19 protein-coding genes and 1 rRNA gene are annotated in these 14,997 nt (G+C 42.6%); 8 read left to right on the plus strand and 12 right to left on the minus strand.

Annotated elements, in window-relative coordinates; all coding sequences use genetic code 11:
- Positions 1-27: 27 nt before the first annotated feature.
- The gene (locus tag QZ998_RS02960) at positions 28-702 is read right to left on the minus strand and encodes an NAD(P)H-dependent oxidoreductase (protein WP_296557882.1); all 675 of its coding nucleotides are present in this window, start codon (positions 700-702) and stop codon (positions 28-30) included.
- Positions 703-889: 187 nt separating this feature from the next.
- Here QZ998_RS02960 and QZ998_RS02965 point away from each other — a divergent pair, with 187 nt between their 5' ends.
- From QZ998_RS02965 to QZ998_RS02990, 6 genes are all read left to right on the plus strand, one after another.
- Entirely contained in the window at positions 890-1,780 is an 891-nt protein-coding gene (locus QZ998_RS02965) for an ABC transporter ATP-binding protein (protein WP_296557884.1), read from the plus strand.
- Positions 1,777-2,574 carry an ABC transporter permease subunit gene (locus QZ998_RS02970; RefSeq protein ID WP_296557886.1) on the plus strand — a complete coding sequence of 266 codons (798 nt, stop codon included), beginning with the start codon at positions 1,777-1,779 and terminating at the stop codon, positions 2,572-2,574. Before QZ998_RS02965 ends, QZ998_RS02970 begins: the two co-directional genes overlap by 4 nt.
- 20 nt (positions 2,575-2,594) lie before the next feature.
- Complete coding sequence (locus tag QZ998_RS02975; protein ID WP_296557887.1) at positions 2,595-3,392, plus strand: ABC transporter permease subunit; 798 nt, start codon at positions 2,595-2,597, stop codon at positions 3,390-3,392.
- Positions 3,393-3,509: 117 nt separating this feature from the next.
- Positions 3,510-4,142, plus strand: a complete 633-nt coding sequence (locus tag QZ998_RS02980; protein WP_296557888.1) for a TVP38/TMEM64 family protein — start codon at positions 3,510-3,512, stop codon at positions 4,140-4,142.
- Complete coding sequence (locus tag QZ998_RS02985) at positions 4,143-4,634, plus strand: hypothetical protein (RefSeq protein WP_296557890.1); 492 nt, start codon at positions 4,143-4,145, stop codon at positions 4,632-4,634.
- A gap of 67 nt (positions 4,635-4,701) precedes the next feature.
- A complete protein-coding gene (locus QZ998_RS02990) occupies positions 4,702-5,214 on the plus strand; it encodes a PH domain-containing protein (protein ID WP_296557892.1) in 513 nt (170 codons plus the stop codon).
- Positions 5,215-5,301: 87 nt separating this feature from the next.
- On the opposite strand, the gene QZ998_RS02995 is transcribed toward QZ998_RS02990, so the two are convergent.
- From QZ998_RS02995 to QZ998_RS03010, 4 genes are read right to left on the minus strand one after another with little or no spacing between them, the layout of a single operon-like run.
- Positions 5,302-5,505: a YwbE family protein gene (locus QZ998_RS02995; protein ID WP_296557893.1), complete on the minus strand. Its 204-nt coding sequence runs from the start codon at positions 5,503-5,505 to the stop codon at positions 5,302-5,304.
- Positions 5,502-5,756, minus strand: a complete 255-nt coding sequence (locus QZ998_RS03000) for a TIGR03905 family TSCPD domain-containing protein (protein ID WP_296557896.1) — start codon at positions 5,754-5,756, stop codon at positions 5,502-5,504. Before QZ998_RS03000 ends, QZ998_RS02995 begins: the two co-directional genes overlap by 4 nt.
- Before the next feature lie 12 nt (positions 5,757-5,768).
- Complete coding sequence (locus tag QZ998_RS03005; RefSeq protein WP_296557897.1) at positions 5,769-6,245, minus strand: methylglyoxal synthase; 477 nt, start codon at positions 6,243-6,245, stop codon at positions 5,769-5,771.
- A 52-nt stretch (positions 6,246-6,297) separates the two neighbouring features.
- Positions 6,298-7,305 carry a PLP-dependent cysteine synthase family protein gene (locus tag QZ998_RS03010; RefSeq protein WP_296557899.1) on the minus strand — a complete coding sequence of 336 codons (1,008 nt, stop codon included), beginning with the start codon at positions 7,303-7,305 and terminating at the stop codon, positions 6,298-6,300.
- 136 nt (positions 7,306-7,441) lie between these two features.
- Between QZ998_RS03010 and QZ998_RS03015 the strand changes: the two genes are divergently transcribed.
- Both QZ998_RS03015 and QZ998_RS03020 read left to right on the plus strand, forming a co-directional pair.
- Positions 7,442-8,803, plus strand: coding sequence for a DUF2252 domain-containing protein (locus QZ998_RS03015; protein ID WP_296557901.1), 1,362 nt, complete (start codon positions 7,442-7,444; stop codon positions 8,801-8,803).
- A gap of 178 nt (positions 8,804-8,981) precedes the next feature.
- Positions 8,982-9,476: a QueT transporter family protein gene (locus tag QZ998_RS03020; RefSeq protein WP_296557903.1), complete on the plus strand. Its 495-nt coding sequence runs from the start codon at positions 8,982-8,984 to the stop codon at positions 9,474-9,476.
- A gap of 96 nt (positions 9,477-9,572) precedes the next feature.
- Here the strand turns inward: QZ998_RS03020 and rrf are convergent.
- The 7 genes from rrf to QZ998_RS03055 all read right to left on the minus strand — a co-directional run bounded on the left by rrf (position 9,573) and on the right by QZ998_RS03055 (position 14,651).
- Positions 9,573-9,689: ribosomal RNA gene (rrf, locus tag QZ998_RS03025) — 5S ribosomal RNA — on the minus strand.
- A 242-nt stretch (positions 9,690-9,931) separates the two neighbouring features.
- Positions 9,932-10,729: a hypothetical protein gene (locus QZ998_RS03030; RefSeq protein ID WP_296557905.1), complete on the minus strand. Its 798-nt coding sequence runs from the start codon at positions 10,727-10,729 to the stop codon at positions 9,932-9,934.
- Positions 10,713-11,492, minus strand: a complete 780-nt coding sequence (locus QZ998_RS03035; RefSeq protein WP_296557907.1) for a UPF0489 family protein — start codon at positions 11,490-11,492, stop codon at positions 10,713-10,715. Before QZ998_RS03035 ends, QZ998_RS03030 begins: the two co-directional genes overlap by 17 nt.
- A gap of 32 nt (positions 11,493-11,524) precedes the next feature.
- Complete coding sequence (locus QZ998_RS03040; RefSeq protein ID WP_296557908.1) at positions 11,525-12,118, minus strand: TatD family nuclease-associated radical SAM protein; 594 nt, start codon at positions 12,116-12,118, stop codon at positions 11,525-11,527.
- 342 nt (positions 12,119-12,460) lie between these two features.
- Positions 12,461-12,661, minus strand: a complete 201-nt coding sequence (locus QZ998_RS03045) for a hypothetical protein (protein WP_296557910.1) — start codon at positions 12,659-12,661, stop codon at positions 12,461-12,463.
- Between the two features lie 104 nt (positions 12,662-12,765).
- Positions 12,766-13,137, minus strand: coding sequence for an arsenate reductase family protein (locus QZ998_RS03050; RefSeq protein WP_296557912.1), 372 nt, complete (start codon positions 13,135-13,137; stop codon positions 12,766-12,768).
- 14 nt (positions 13,138-13,151) lie between these two features.
- The gene (locus QZ998_RS03055) at positions 13,152-14,651 is read right to left on the minus strand and encodes an arylsulfotransferase family protein (RefSeq protein ID WP_296557913.1); all 1,500 of its coding nucleotides are present in this window, start codon (positions 14,649-14,651) and stop codon (positions 13,152-13,154) included.
- Positions 14,652-14,997: the final 346 nt, after the last annotated feature.

Raw genomic sequence — 14,997 nt, forward strand, 5'->3', positions numbered from 1 at the left:
GTTACGATTAAATCTATCTATCGAATTTTAGTCAATGATTTCCAGAATTTCTGCCATTTTTCTTCTTGTTTTAGGTCGATGGTCTCTATTTTTGTAACCAAAGGCGATCATGCAGGATAGTCCAAAGTGTAGGGGGTCAAGTATGCCTTCTTTAATTAAAACCGCTTCGACCTTTTCGGTATTAAACCCTTCCATCGGAGTGGAATCGACTCCTAGCATCGCCGCCGCAGTTAGCATATTTGCCAGCGGAATATAGGTTTGTTTACAAACCCAGTCAAAAAAAGCCCGATCATTTCCAACGATTTTCAGATCGTCCTCCTGAAAGCTCTTGAGCTTATTTTTACGCGCCTGTCTCAAATCCTCGGTAAAATGCTGGATATCGTTCATCATATATTCGACATAGCTGGAATCAGGATGGAGATCAATCGGTTTTTTTGCCAGAATCAACACAAAATGACTGGCACCCTCTAAACTAACCTCTGCTCCCCAGGCAAAGGGCTTTATTTTTTCGCGCAGCTCCCGATTATTCAGCAACACAAATTTCCAGGGTTCCAACCCCATCGAGCTAGGAGACAATCGAGCCGCCTCCATAATCACCGCAAAATCTTCATCGCTGACCTTTTTGTCTGCATCATACCCCTTGCAGGTATAGCGGTTATTAAATATATTCCGAATCAGCTCTCTCGTTTCTTCTTTATTCATCTCAACTAACCTCCAATTTGCTTTTAATATTCTATTTATATTCCCTTTTAAACGCCACTTTACCAAACATTGTTTATTTTTTCTTGTACCTGCCTAGTTTCTAGTCACTGTTTATTTTTGCGATATTCGGGTAAATTAATTAAACCATCTTAATCTATCTGATTAAACGTGAAAGAAGGGGATCTGTATGAATGTAATTGAAATCAATCAGCTGACAAAATATTATGGAAAGCATCGAGGCATCGAAAATGTATCCTTTTCTGTGGACAGCGGTGAAATTTTTGGTTTTATCGGCCCTAACGGAGCCGGTAAATCCACTACCATTCGAGCCCTGCTGTCGCTGATTCATCCCACCAGCGGGTCGGCCACAATTTTTGGCAAAGACTGCATTAAATACGGCAGCGAAATCCGCCGAGACATCGGCTACCTGCCTTCGGAGGTGTTTTATTATGAGCACATGAAGGTTCGTGAAGTGCTCAACTATTCGGCCAGCTTTTATGATAATGTCGACTACCGCCGGATCGAAAGTCTCTCCGAGGTGATGGATCTTGATTTAAACAAGCGTATTGACGACCTGTCTTATGGGAACAAAAAGAAGGTTGGCATTGTTCAGGGACTACTCCATGAGCCCCGGTTAATTATTCTCGATGAACCCACCGGAGGACTGGATCCACTGATGCAACAGAAATTTTTTGACCTGATTCGGGCGGAAAACCAGAACGGTGCCACGGTTTTATTCTCCTCTCATATTCTTTCTGAGGTTCAAAAGCTGTGCGGCCAGGTTGCCATCATCAAGGACGGTACCATTGTTAGTGTCGAAAATATCCGGGACATGCAAAAGCATAATTATAAAAAATTCACCCTCGATTATAAGGGCATTATTGATGTGCACCACTTTAACCTCGAAGGTGTTACCAATCTAACCGTTAATGAAAACAGCCTGCATTTTTTATTTAAAGGCGATATTAATCGGATAGTTGAGCGGCTTCAGGGTCAAAATCTGTTTAATCTGCTGGTTGAGGAACCTAGTCTTGAGGAAATTTTTATGCATTATTACCAGAAGGAGGATCAACCATGAACATCTTAAAGCAGGAGTTGCGGATGGGTCGAAAAGCTTTGGTGGCCTGGTGTATCTCTCTGATTGGGATTTTAAGCCTTTTCATGCTGCTTTACCCGTCGATTTCCGACCAGTTGGAAGAATTTCAGAAGGTTTTTCAGAGTTTCCCGATTGAATTTCAACAAGCGGCTGGGGTTGCCGACCTTGATCTTTCGAGCATTCTGAGTTTTTATCAATTTGCCCTGACCTATGTTTTGCTGGCCGGTGCTATCCAGGCCATGAACATGGGTGTTTCGGTTATTTCTGCCGAAGTCCGCGAAAAAACCGGCGACTTTTTGTTTGTTAAACCGGTCAGCCGAAACCGGGTGATTTCGATGAAAATCCTGGCGGTTCTGGTTCAGATTCTGATTACCAATGCCGTCGTTTTTACGACCGCTCTGATTCTGGTTACCCTACTCAGCACCGATTCCTATGATTTTAAGCTGTTTACCCTAGTGACCATGAGTTTGCTTTTTCTTCAAGTTTTCTTTGCCAGCCTGGGGCTCTTTGTGTCCGTTTTCTTAAGACGAATCCGAACCGTTTTACCCATTAGTATGGGAGTGGTCATTATTTTTTATATTATCCACCTGCTCAATGAAACATTAAAAGATGCAAAGCTGGGACTGGTATCCCCCTTTGACTATTTCAATCTCTCTGAAATAACCAAAAACATGAACTATGATTCACTGAATTTACTGTTATGGTTTGTTTTGGTGGGACTGTTTATCTTCTTAACCTACACGCTTTTTGCCAGAAAAGATTTGCCATCGATCTAGCCGAAAAGGAGGCGTAACCGATGAATGTGTTTAAAAAAGAAATGAAAGCCAATCTTAAGTCGCTGATCATCTGGTGCTGTGCTCAGGTTTTTATTATCTTTGCCGGAATGATGAAATACCAGGGCTTTGCCGATTCCGAGGTGGACATCAATGCCTTGTTTGATGCCTTCCCTAAGGAAATCATGGTGGTTTTTGGGATCGGTTCGGTGGATATCAGTAGGGTGGCCGGATACTATTCGGTCTTCTTTCTCTACTTTATGCTACTGGCTGCGGTTCATGCGGTCATGTTTGGGGCAGTCGTGGTATCTAAGGAAGAGCGCGACCACTGTGCTGATTTTGTTTATACCAAACCAATTCGCCGATTTCAGGTGATCAGCCCTAAACTGCTAGCCGGCGTTGTCAATATTTTACTCTTTAACATGGTGACCTTTGCCGCCTCGGTTTTTTTTATTGCCCAGCACAACAAGGGGGATGGCTTAATTGACAAGGTTTCGCTGACAATGCTGGCGCTTTTTATTCTCCAGCTGTTCTTTCTGGCTTTGGGTGCGATGTTTGGCGCCATCTTAAAAAACACCAAAAGAGCCACCGCCGTCGCCTCCGGACTGGTAATGGGTTTTTTCATCTTATCTGTCGTGGTAGATTTATACGATAAACTGGCCTTTCTTGCGATCTTGACCCCTTTTAAATATTTTGAAGGATCGACCATGATGATCAATGATCAGCTTTCCTTTAACTCCGCTGCAATTCTGCTGACCGTCACCCTGGTCTTTTTCGGATTGACCTTTGTGGCCTTTAATCGGCGGGACTTGAGTACCTAGGCTGTTTGTGATTACCTCAAATTCTTAAATAAACATTTTACTTCCGGCAGATCCCCAAAAGATGGTGTGGATCTGCCGGTTTTATGCTAAAATGATTAAAAGAATTCGAGGTAAGAAATGGAAATTTTTTCGACACTTGACACCTTGCAGAGCTTTCTTTTACAATTTGGCATCTGGACCCCGCTGGCGTTTTTTTTATTGCAGCTGCTCCAGATTATCATCGCTCCCATCCCTGGCGGCACCATTGGCCTGGTCGGCGGTGCCCTCTTCGGCACTGTTGGCGGTTTTCTGATCAGTGCTGCTGGTACCATAACCGGCTCGATCATCGTTTTTGTTTTGGCCAAGCGATTTGGGAGACCATTTGTTTTGCGCTTTGTCAGTCGGGAACTGATTGAAAAATATGATCACATCAAAGAATCCAAACTCAATACCGTTCTTTTTATGATTTTTCTCTTTCCGCTTTTTCCCGATGATATGCTTTGTTTTATCGCCGGCCTTTCGACCATGCCGTTAAAAACCTTTATCCTGATTGTCCTGTTGGCGCGAACTCCCAGTGTTTTTATCAATACCATGATCGGTGCTGGTATTATGGATGACAGCCCCACCCAGTTTGTTATTGCGGTGGCCGTTTATGCTGTCCTGATTGCCGTTCTTTACTTTAATCGTAAGCGGCTGGACACCTTTATCCAACACAGCAAAAAAATAGTGATCGAACTTCCCCCACCGCCTAAAATTGACAAGGAGCTTTAGATGACCGAGAAAACCAAAAAAGAACTGAACCGTTTGTACATGAGCGAACTGGTCACTGCCCTGGTCTGTGGCATGCTGATGTATTTGCTCACCGACTCCACCGGTCAACCCCTTGATCTGCGCCTGCTGATCCCCGGCGGGGTGCTAATTTTTATCATCCTTCAAAGCGCCGGCTATTGGTATTATCGGCATCAGCTGCTGGACAACCCCCGTACCCCAATGGACTGGGTGATGCCGGTTTTTTCGGTACTGAAAAAGTTGGATCTGGCTTTATTTGCCCTCTATCCGCTATACTTACTCTATCTGGTGCTTTTAAAACCCGAGGCCTTTTTTATGACCATGAACATTTTCGGCCTAATCCTTTATGCTTTTTCGATTATTGAATACTACAACTACTATTATTTCAGTGTCCAAATCGGATTAATCAAAAAGAAAGTTCCCGCTGAGCTCAGTCTGGAACTTTCTCAGTATGAAAAGACAAAACTAATTTAACGAAGGGTAACGGTTCTCCCCTGGGTCGAACCGTGGTTTCTACAAGATGACTTATTCTGTTTCTCTTTTGCACACCATCAATCCACTTTTTTTTGCGCTCCTGGCAGTTGCCGGTCTGCTGCTCTGGAAAGCCATTTATACCTTTAAGACCTACCCTGAGCTGCGCGGCAATGCCATCAAGGAAATGATCATTGGCGGTCTGGTTCTGACATTAATTCTTGGTATTTTTGTCGTGGTTCCACTGGTTGCCGGCATTACCCTTAAAGAGTCTGAGCTGTCCTTGCGGCTTCCCACCGGCTTCACCTTTGAGACCTATCCGGAGGCGGATATTCTTTCGGCCAAGCTAGTCAACCTGGATCAGACCGAGTACACGATTGCCAGAAAGGTGGTCGGTACTGAAACCAGAGATTATCGGGAAGGCATCTTCCTGCTCCAAAACGGTACCGAAGCTGCGGTCTTTGTCAATGGTAGTACCGCCATCCTGGTAGAAACGCCCAACCGAATCCTGCTGTTAGGACCAACTCGTTTTGATAAATTTCTCAAAAGTTTTGAAGAAAAATTGATTCCTGTTCAGCCCTGAAACTGGTAATTTTCAATCCTTACCGATAACCAAAAAAGCGTGCCTCTTCTGCAGATGGCACGCTTTTTTCTTGACTATTTTGTTTGACTATTTTGCTTCTTCGACTATGTTAGCAACCCGACCGACCTGACCATCGGTGAGCATCACCTTGATGCCGTGGGGATGATTCGGGCTTTTTGTCAGCAGTTTGCCGACCCGACCCTGGGTTAGCTTACCGCTACGCTGGTCAGCCTTTAGCACAATCTCAACTAAGGCACCAATCTTAACATCGCTTCTTTTCTGTCCGTTCATGCCGATTCCTTTCGGGCTTCTTCCAGGGCAATAACCAGCTGATCCATACAGGATGTGGGTTTTTTTCCACAGGTCTGTCCTTTAAACATCGCCATGATTTCAGTGGCCAATTTTCCATCAAGCAGCTTGACCAAGGCTTTTAAATTGCCGTCACAGCCACCTTCAAAGAGCAGTTCACTGACTACATCACCGCTTAGCTTAAATTGAATGTTACGAACACATACGCCCTGTGGTTTATAATTTAATGTCATTTTTTCCTCTTTCTATTTTAGTACATTTTCCAATCTGTTTTTCATTTGTTTGGCATAATCCTCAATCGGATGGACATACTCTTCATCCATAAAACGGGAATGGATGATAAAATCCGCTGTTGCCAGATTATTGGCAACTGGAATATCGTAGACCGTGGCAATCCTGAGCAAGGCCTTAATATCCGGGTCGTGGGGCTGGGCTTCCATTGGATCCCAGATAAAGATTAACATATTAATTTTTCCATCAACAATCCGAGCCCCAATCTGCTGATCACCGCCTAACGGGCCACTCTGAAAAATCTGTACCGGTAGTCCGGTTCGTTCCTGAATCAGGCGTCCGGTGGTACCAGTTCCACATAGAAAATGGCTCTTCAATATTTCTTTGTTCCGGACTGCCCAATCGAGCAACTCTGCTTTTTTTCCATCATGGGCGATTAAGGCAATTTTCTTGGTTTTTTCAATTGTAACATCGATATATTCTGTTTCCATTGCTTACCTCATTCATTTTTTTGCTCTTTTTCTTATAATTCACAAGAAACGCTTATTTTTCGACTTCAAAATCCAGCAGTTTGACATCTTTTGATAAAAACCCCGGCTTCACTTTCTCTTCCTTAACATAGTCGGTGCTTAAATATTTCTTATTGTCATCGGCAAAGACGGTAACGACGACCGCACTGGGGTCTTCTAATCGATCCTGGGCTCGGATCGCGGCGATAAAGTTGGCGCCGGAGGAAATCCCCACGCCCAGCCCCAATTCCTTGGAAAGCTTCTGCGCCATGATAATCGCGTCCCCATCATCAACTGTAATAATATCGTCCAATTCATCCAATTTTACCAGATCTGGAACAAATTCATCTGATATTCCCTGAATCCGATGTTCGCCAACCTTATATCCGGTTGACAAGGTTGGCGAACTGGTTGGTTCCATCGGATAAGCCTTAAATGCCGGATTTTTCTCTTTGAAGTATCGCCCTATTCCCATCACCGTGCCTCCAGTTCCGACCCCAGCGACTAATGCCTGCGGTGTTACCCCAAAAGCCGCCAATTGGCGATCAATTTCCGGAGCGGTGCGTTGATACTGAGCCTGGGTATTTTCTTCATTAGAAAATTGGCAGGGCAAAAAGGCATTAACTTTGGCTGCCAGCATGCCACATTGGGCAATACTCCCTAGAAAACCACCCTCTTCTTTCGAAACTAACCGCACTTCGCCACCATAACTCCGGATCAGATTTTTTCGTTCGTCACTCATCCAGTCGGGCATGTAAATCACCACCGGATGTCCCAAACAAGTGCCAACCGCGGTAAATGCGATTCCGGTGTTGCCGCTGGTAGCCTCGACAATGGTTTCCCCGCCATCAATCTCGCCTTTTTCATAGGCTTTTTTGAGAATATGCAAGGCGACCCGATCTTTAATACTGCCAGTGAGATTATAGTGCTCTGCTTTGGCGTAAACACTGCGGGGTTGACCCTTGTATAAAAAATTAATTTTTAGTAAGGGTGTCTGACCGATGAGCTTCTCTAATGCAATAAATTTTTCTTCATTATCCATTGTGCCTACCCTTCAACGTATTTTATCAGCCATCTATCTTAATTATATTTTCCTATCTACTTGTTTTTTATTCTGGCATTGATATAATCATACTAAAATAAAGCAAATAAATCAATCTTTATCAGGAGGTTAATGCATGATCGTCGGTTTAACCAAGAATCAGCAGATTCCCACAAAAGAAATGAATCGCAATAGCGGTCGGGCTGTTCGTGAAAAAATCCCTTTTTCAGCACAAGCTATTTTTCATCCAGTAGATCGTGACGCCGTTGCTATCATTGAGAGTCAGAACTATTTTCGCATTCCCGAACTCATCCCGATGCGCCACAAAAAAATGATTGGATCACCCTTTGCCTTTTTCCGGGGAACGGCTCTCTTAATGGCTCATGATTTATCCGCTCAAGCCCAGTCCGGCATTCATGTGACAATCTGTGGTGATGCCCACGTTGGTAATTTCGGATTCTATGCCTCACCAGAACGGCGCCTGATTTTTGATCTCAATGACTTTGATGAAGCTGCCCCTGGCCCCTGGGAATGGGATTTAAAGCGTCTGATCACCAGCATTATGCTCTGTGCCGATGAACTCGGCTTTGAAGCTAAAAAGACTCAGGAAGCAGTGCTTCAAACGGCAGCATTCTACCGCAAAGGTCTTGACTTGATGTCGGACATGACCTCACTTGAACGCTATTTTATTCTTGGTGATGAAGAACTTTTTCTCGAGCGTTTTTCTGATTCCTCCCGGGAAGAATTTGAAAAAATTATAAAAATAGCCAAAACCAGAACTTCCAGTCAACTGGTCTCAAAAATGACCAGAACCGATTCTTTTGGACGCCGCGTCTTTATTGAGAATCCACCGATTATGACCCGTATCGATTCCAAACGCATTGACGAAGTGGCATTATATTTCAAGCAGTATTTAAACACCGTTCGTCCTGACATAGAAATGCTCTTGTCTCAACATGTTTTAACCGACATTGTCCAACGAATAGTGGGGGTCGGCAGTATCGGCACCCGCTGTTACCTGCTTGCTCTGACCTGCGAAGACGAAAGCCATCTTATTTTACAGATCAAACAGGCGAATGAATCGGCTATTGTTCAGCACAACCAAAATAACTTCACCACGCCAGATACCATGGCTCATAATTTAGGCAATGGCTATCGAGTGGTTCGCCATCAGCAGATTCTCCAGGCTGTCGCGGATCCTTTTCTCGGGTATTTTTCTGCCGCAACGGGGATGGATTTTTACGTTCGTCAGTTTCGTGATATGAAAGGCACCGTTGATCTGTCTGAACTCGATTTTGAAACCTTTAAGCAATATGTCATTAATTGTGGCGTAGCTCTGGCGCGTGCGCACGTACAAAGCCCTTATGCCAACTGGATTATTGGCTATTTAGGCTCTGACGATGGTTTTGATCAGGCTATTTTTGACTGGTGTTTAGGCTATTCCGAACAAGTTTATCGGGATTATGAAAGCTATCAGAACAGTATGCGCAGCAGTTAAAAACGATCGTCGCTCCTTGAAAATGTCCCTAGTACGGACATTTTTTCTTGCTTTTTATTTTTTCTTGCTTTTTATCTCAATATCCGTTATAGTGTTAGCTAGCGAGACTAATGTCTTTGCCATTCTTCGTGTGTTCGTGACCTTCCACACGTAAAACAAAACTAAAGGAGTTTTTTTTATGCGAAAAATTAGTGTTCTTTTTGTTACCCAGGCGGCTGTCATTGCCGCGATGTACGTGGTGCTGACCTTTGTCTCAAGCTCCATGGGTTTAGCCAGTGGTGAAATTCAGATTCGTCTATCTGAGATGCTCTGTATCCTACCGGCCTTTACACCAGCTGCCATCCCAGGTCTTTTTCTTGGCTGTTTACTGAGCAATCTTTTAACCGGCTGCACTGTCATTGATATTGTCTTTGGTAGCCTGGCCACCCTGATTGCGGCGGTTCTCAGTTATCAGCTGAGAAATCATAAATACCCGCTGCTAATCACCATCCCACCTGTTGTTGTAAACATGCTCGTCGTACCATTTATTCTCAAATACAGTTACGGCGTCCCTTTACCAATCCCCGTGATGATGGCCACTGTCGGTATTGGTCAAGTCATTTCCTGTATGGTCTTGGGGTCAGTACTTTACTTTGCGCTGGATAAACGTCGGGTTATTTTTTATCAGAGTTAAATACGACTATAAAAAAAGAGATAGCCAACAATGTTTGTTGGCTATCTTTTTTTTTTATATTTTTCGCCACATGGCTCGTTGTTTCACGCAAAAAAAGTCCCGCAATGTCCTATCCTCCCAGGCAGTTGCCCACCAAGTACTTTCGGCGCTGGAAGACTTTACTGCTGTGTTCGGTATGGGAACAGGTGTGGCCCTTCCGCCATCGTCGCGAGACTAGTTTAGCTTTGTTTCAGGCGATTGTAAATCGCCTGAAACAAATAGGTTCAATGGAGCGTTAGCGGTTGAACCGGCTAAACTGTCCATCTTTTTTTCTAAAAATAATCCTTAAATTAATCAAAATATTTTTAGAGAAAAAGATGTTCCTTGTCCCTACTTGCTATAAATATTCAGTTCTTGTTTGTTTCAACTTTTCTATTATACGTCGTCTCATTTCGTTTGTCAATCTTTTTTTTATTTTATTTTCCCATCAATTCCTGTATCAATGTCTGTGCTTTCAATAGGCTCTTTTCTACCTCAAATGAACTGTCAGCTCTGAAAATACACGGGGTTTGTCCCAATTCGTTTTGATATTCGACGACCAGCTTATTTCTCTTTGCTTTTTCATAATCAGTTTTGTCTTTTTTGAATTCGTCCTTGAAGCAAGTCGCCTGCCAGTTCTGATTCTTCTCAATATCAATGGCTGAAGCAAGGGTTACGGATTTTATATCCAGAAATGTGATGGTAAACTTGGGTCCCATTACAGAAAAGTCAATGCCCGCTTCATGAATTTCCAGGGTTCCTTTAATGGACTTTTCAAATTCTTTATAACCGCCCAGATAGCTGGCCATGATGGACATTTTTATATCCGAAGTGTTCTTACCCCAGGAAAACAATTTCTTTTTCCTTTTGATCCCGTGATTATTTTCAATTTCCTGTTTTAGTACCTGGTCAACTGTTTTATCTTCATTGAGATAGTTATAGATGACATTGATATTTTTTTTATTCACACCACGATCATTCATCTGAACATTTGAGATCAGTTCCGATCGGACAGTGACTTCAGTCGTCTGATCATCAACATTTTTAAGCTTAACTGTAATCCGTTGTCCATTAGCGGCAAAAACAATCTTCGTATGGAAAACAATCAAGCTTTCCTCTTTATCCGCGATATGGTTTTTTAGTTCATATTTACTGGTGTTAAACACCCTTAAATACGCTTCACATTGGTCTTTTGACCGATTAATGACGCGAGTTTCTTCACTGTGTTTCCCCATAAGGTCTATCTCCCATCTTCCTATCGGTTATTTGCGTAAGGGTGTCATTTTTGATGATTTTCTCCATCAAGCCGATGAGCTTTTCTTCACAGCTTTCAATGGTAAATTCATCGGTTCTTAAAAAATCAAAATAGCTTTTTGAACGAGCCACCGTGATGATCTGAGCCTGCTTGACCAAATCAACAAAAATGCTGTTTTGATCGAGATCCAGATCGAAACTTTCCGGGCACAAAAAATAGTCCAGATCAATATCAAGAATCAAATCCTCGCCGCTGATCTTTTTAATTGGCAGTTTGATGTTTTTAAACATCCTATCTTCAAGGCTTCCAAATTGGTTTTCCGGAACCAGATAGTGACTACCCCTGGAATAATTATGTTTTTCCATGCAATTGATCATGTGGTAATCGCTTAGATAGCCCAATGCCATAGCGGTATTAATATGCTCGTCATTGCGCATCCGATCGATCACCATTCGAATACTATCCAAATTAAGCGGCTCCAGTGATGACATGATTCTCTGCTGAAATTTTGCGACGAGTTCCGCTTCCCGATTGGGGTCAATGGCTATCGCTTTTTGATAAGCCCACAGCCAGAACGGCGGGTTGGTGTCGGGATGATAATCGATACTCACCAACACCATCGGGCGTCTTCGGTTTTTATAGACACTTCCCCAAATCAGGAGCACATATTGGTGGTCGTCTACCACTCTGATGTCCTTACCCTCGATACTCAGGCAGCGTGGCTTTATGTTATTATTACTCATATCACGGCCTGCTCTCGCCTTATCCAAAAGTTTTAGTCAATATATGAACGGATTCGTAATTCTGCCCCGACCGATTTACTGATTCGTCGGCAGGCTTCCTGATCCTCAATGGGCAGAATATCGACGATGGTTAAGACTACCTTGGTATACCTTCCGGCTCGTCGGGCAAATTCTATCAGCGCTTCATAGGCATCTTCAAATACCGGCCGGCATAATTCATCATATTCTTTTTTGTTCTTAGCATTTAAGCTGATCGACACCACATCAATGGCATCTTTCAACAGCGGGGTCATATCTTTTTTATAAATCAGATTGCCATGACCATTGGTATTAAGCCGAATTGGGATAGCATGGATCTTCTTCACTTCTTTTGCAATGGCACAGATTTCGTCCAATCGATAGGTCGGTTCGCCATACCCGCAAAAAACCAGCTCCTCATATTGATCCAGATTACGTTTTAATATATCTTCTTGTATTTCTTCCTGAGTTGGTTCTTTCTCCAGCCAGAGATCATCAACTCCGTTGACTGTGGGTTCATCTTTTCTTACGCAAAACGTACAAGCGTTGCTACATCGATTGGTTATGTTCACATATAAAGACTTCCCTAATTCATAGGTAATCGTCATTTTCTTCTCCTCCAGAGATCTATTTATCGTTTATTCCACTTCGCTATCCATTATCTGCAAAACTATTTACGAGACATTGGAGCAGGTGGTCTAATTATTTGATTCACTTATTGCTTTCAAGCAAAACTATAAAAAGTTATCAACATTTTACCATATCTAACGATGATGTCACGTAAAATCATTATTTTCTATCAACATCACCAATTATTCCTCTTGTCATTTGGAAATATTTAAGATTTCTTGCGGGCAAATCGCCATATCTCAGTAACTCAGACAATAGAAAAGCACATTTATCAATCTTGCTAGTTGATAAATGTGCTTTCCTGACTTTTTCTTAATTTCTTAAAAAACCGGACCGACAAGCTTTAAGTCACAGCCTTCACATGTCCAATCAAGACCGATGCCGTTCATCTTACCGCCACATTGGGGGCAGATCCCGGTTCCACTTTTGGGGTAGGTATATTCAGTCAGTTCCATTTCAAGTATTTCTACCCCATCCGTCTCAGGTTGTTTTTTAAATTTTTCAATGGTTTTTCGCGACATTTAATTTCTCCTTTGTATTCGATTAATAATCCTTATTCCATTATAGACCATCGCTTCTGCGCTTACAAATCATTTATAGGAAAAAATTGCGTCGACTTTAGGGATTAATCCTGCTTATTGATCAATAATGCCGCTTTCCACTGCTCTTCTTTAAAACCGATGAGAACTGTATTTTCTAAAATGATCAACGGTCGTTTTACCAACATCCCATTGGTACTCAAGACCTCGGCCATCTGATCTGGCGTCATTGTTTTGACTTTATCTTTTAAAGCCATTTCCCGATAGACCAGACCGCTGGTGTTAAAGAACTTTTTAGCATCTCCCTGGTATCGTTCCATCCAGTTTAACAATTCGTCTTTTTGGGGGCGATTCTCGACAATATGCCGCTCTTCAACATCAATCAGGTTTTCTGACAAAAACTTCTTTGCTTTCTGGCAGGTTGAGCATTTGGGGTAACATAAAAATAATGGTTTCATTGCTTGCCTCAATTCTATTGACTTTTCTCTAATTTCGATTTTTGGACCCGATCATTGGCAATCCCCTGAGGGAGCGTCACTTCAAATAATTTTTTTCCAGTATTAAAATCAATCTCCGAAATTGCCGCATTCGCTTCTTTTTGCAGACCCCAACCAATACTATAAACTTCAATATTATCTCCGATTTTTTGAGCACTTCCGTAGGCCAGAGCGGTTTTTCCGGGGATCTTGTATTCCTGATAGTCCAGTATTTTTTTATTGACTTCATCGAGTTTGATCTTCAGGATACGGGTTTGGCCAGTGCTTAAAGCATTGTCAAAGACCGTTAAATAACCTTCAGCGGTAATATCCAGATCCGTTTGACCAGATGTTTTTTGTTCTGGCGACATTCCAAATTGATCACCATTACCGGATAACTTCCAGATGACTGCCTTGGTTTCTCGATCAATTTTCATAATCGTATTCATATTACCAAAGGATACAATCAGATTCTGATCAGCAGGATCGATAATCATCCGGTTAAAACCCGAATAATCGGGACTCTGGCTGGTGGTATTGCTGTAATCATTATCACTTACGCTGAGTCCATAAAATTCCGGATGGGAATCGGTGGTAAATTCAAAGACCACCTGATCATCTTTTACTTCCTGAATCAGTGTTCTGATCACCTTTGAGCCCATCGTATTGGCGCCCAAAGCTTCCGGCACATTCTGAACCAACACCAATTGCGAAGCTTCCACAATATAATGGTTGTCCTCAATTAAGATAAAGTCCCGGCCATCGACCAAATCGCCCGCTTTTGCCAGTTCACTTTGGATCAGGGTAATGGTGTCGATTTCCCGATACTGATCATCCAGAATAATCCGTTCTCCCGGTGCAAAACCGATGCCATTGCTGTCGCCGTTAACCCGCTGATAGCTGTAACGAACGGTTCCATTTTCAAAAACATGCTTCTTAAAATCGCGATAGGATTCACCATTGGACGCTTCCGGCGCTTTGGCAATGTAGAAAACAACATCGCCCTGTTTATTCAATTCATAAAGGGCGGTCCCGCCGGTTGCTATGGCAGCATAGTAATTCCCCTCATAACTACTCTCGCCAGCCACCATCATTTCGGGGAGCTGGGATGACAGGGTTCTCAAATAAATCACCCGCTCATCCTTTTCGTTATCAACCTGAATTTCAATTAATGCGCTGGATGAAAGCGCGTCTAGCTTTAAATCAATGGTTGAGCCGGCACCGATGCCTTTGCCGTTCACCTTAACGGTAGCCCCAACCTCATTCAGTAATTTTATTTTGTTTTCAGTTACACTGCTTAAGCTGACGGCGTCAAACACTGCCTTGTTTTCCGAAAGCGGCAACTCTACATTAAATCCGTTGATTTCAAAGCTCAGGGTTTTATCGGACATCAGGGTATTATCCCGCCCTGAGTAAGCCAGTGTACAACTGACTAAAATAATCAATAGTATTGCAGCGCTGATTGATATTATAATAAATTTTCTTGAACTATCCATAAATTCATCTCCTCTGATCGGTAATCATTTGATCTGCCCGGCTTCTTCAATACGCCTTTGTATTTGAGCATCTCAATGATTCTAACACATCTTTTTTAAAGTTTCATGTAGACTCAGATCCCAGCATTCTTAATAAACAATCGATCCCCTAATTTATCTATTATAACGTATTCCCATGTAAAGGTAAAGGCCTTAGACATTCGGCCAGCACTGAAAGGTAAACTTATCGATATTTCGCTATTTCATAAAAAAATACTCTTGTGGATAACTTTTGCATATGACGCCTGTTTTTCAGAAAAGTTATCCACAACTTATGCTTAGACATCCCCTTGATGAGATATTTGTG

Origin of the sequence: uncultured Acetobacterium sp. (assembly GCF_927416815.1) — a bacterium.
Classification (GTDB): Bacteria; Bacillota; Clostridia; order Eubacteriales; family Eubacteriaceae; genus Acetobacterium.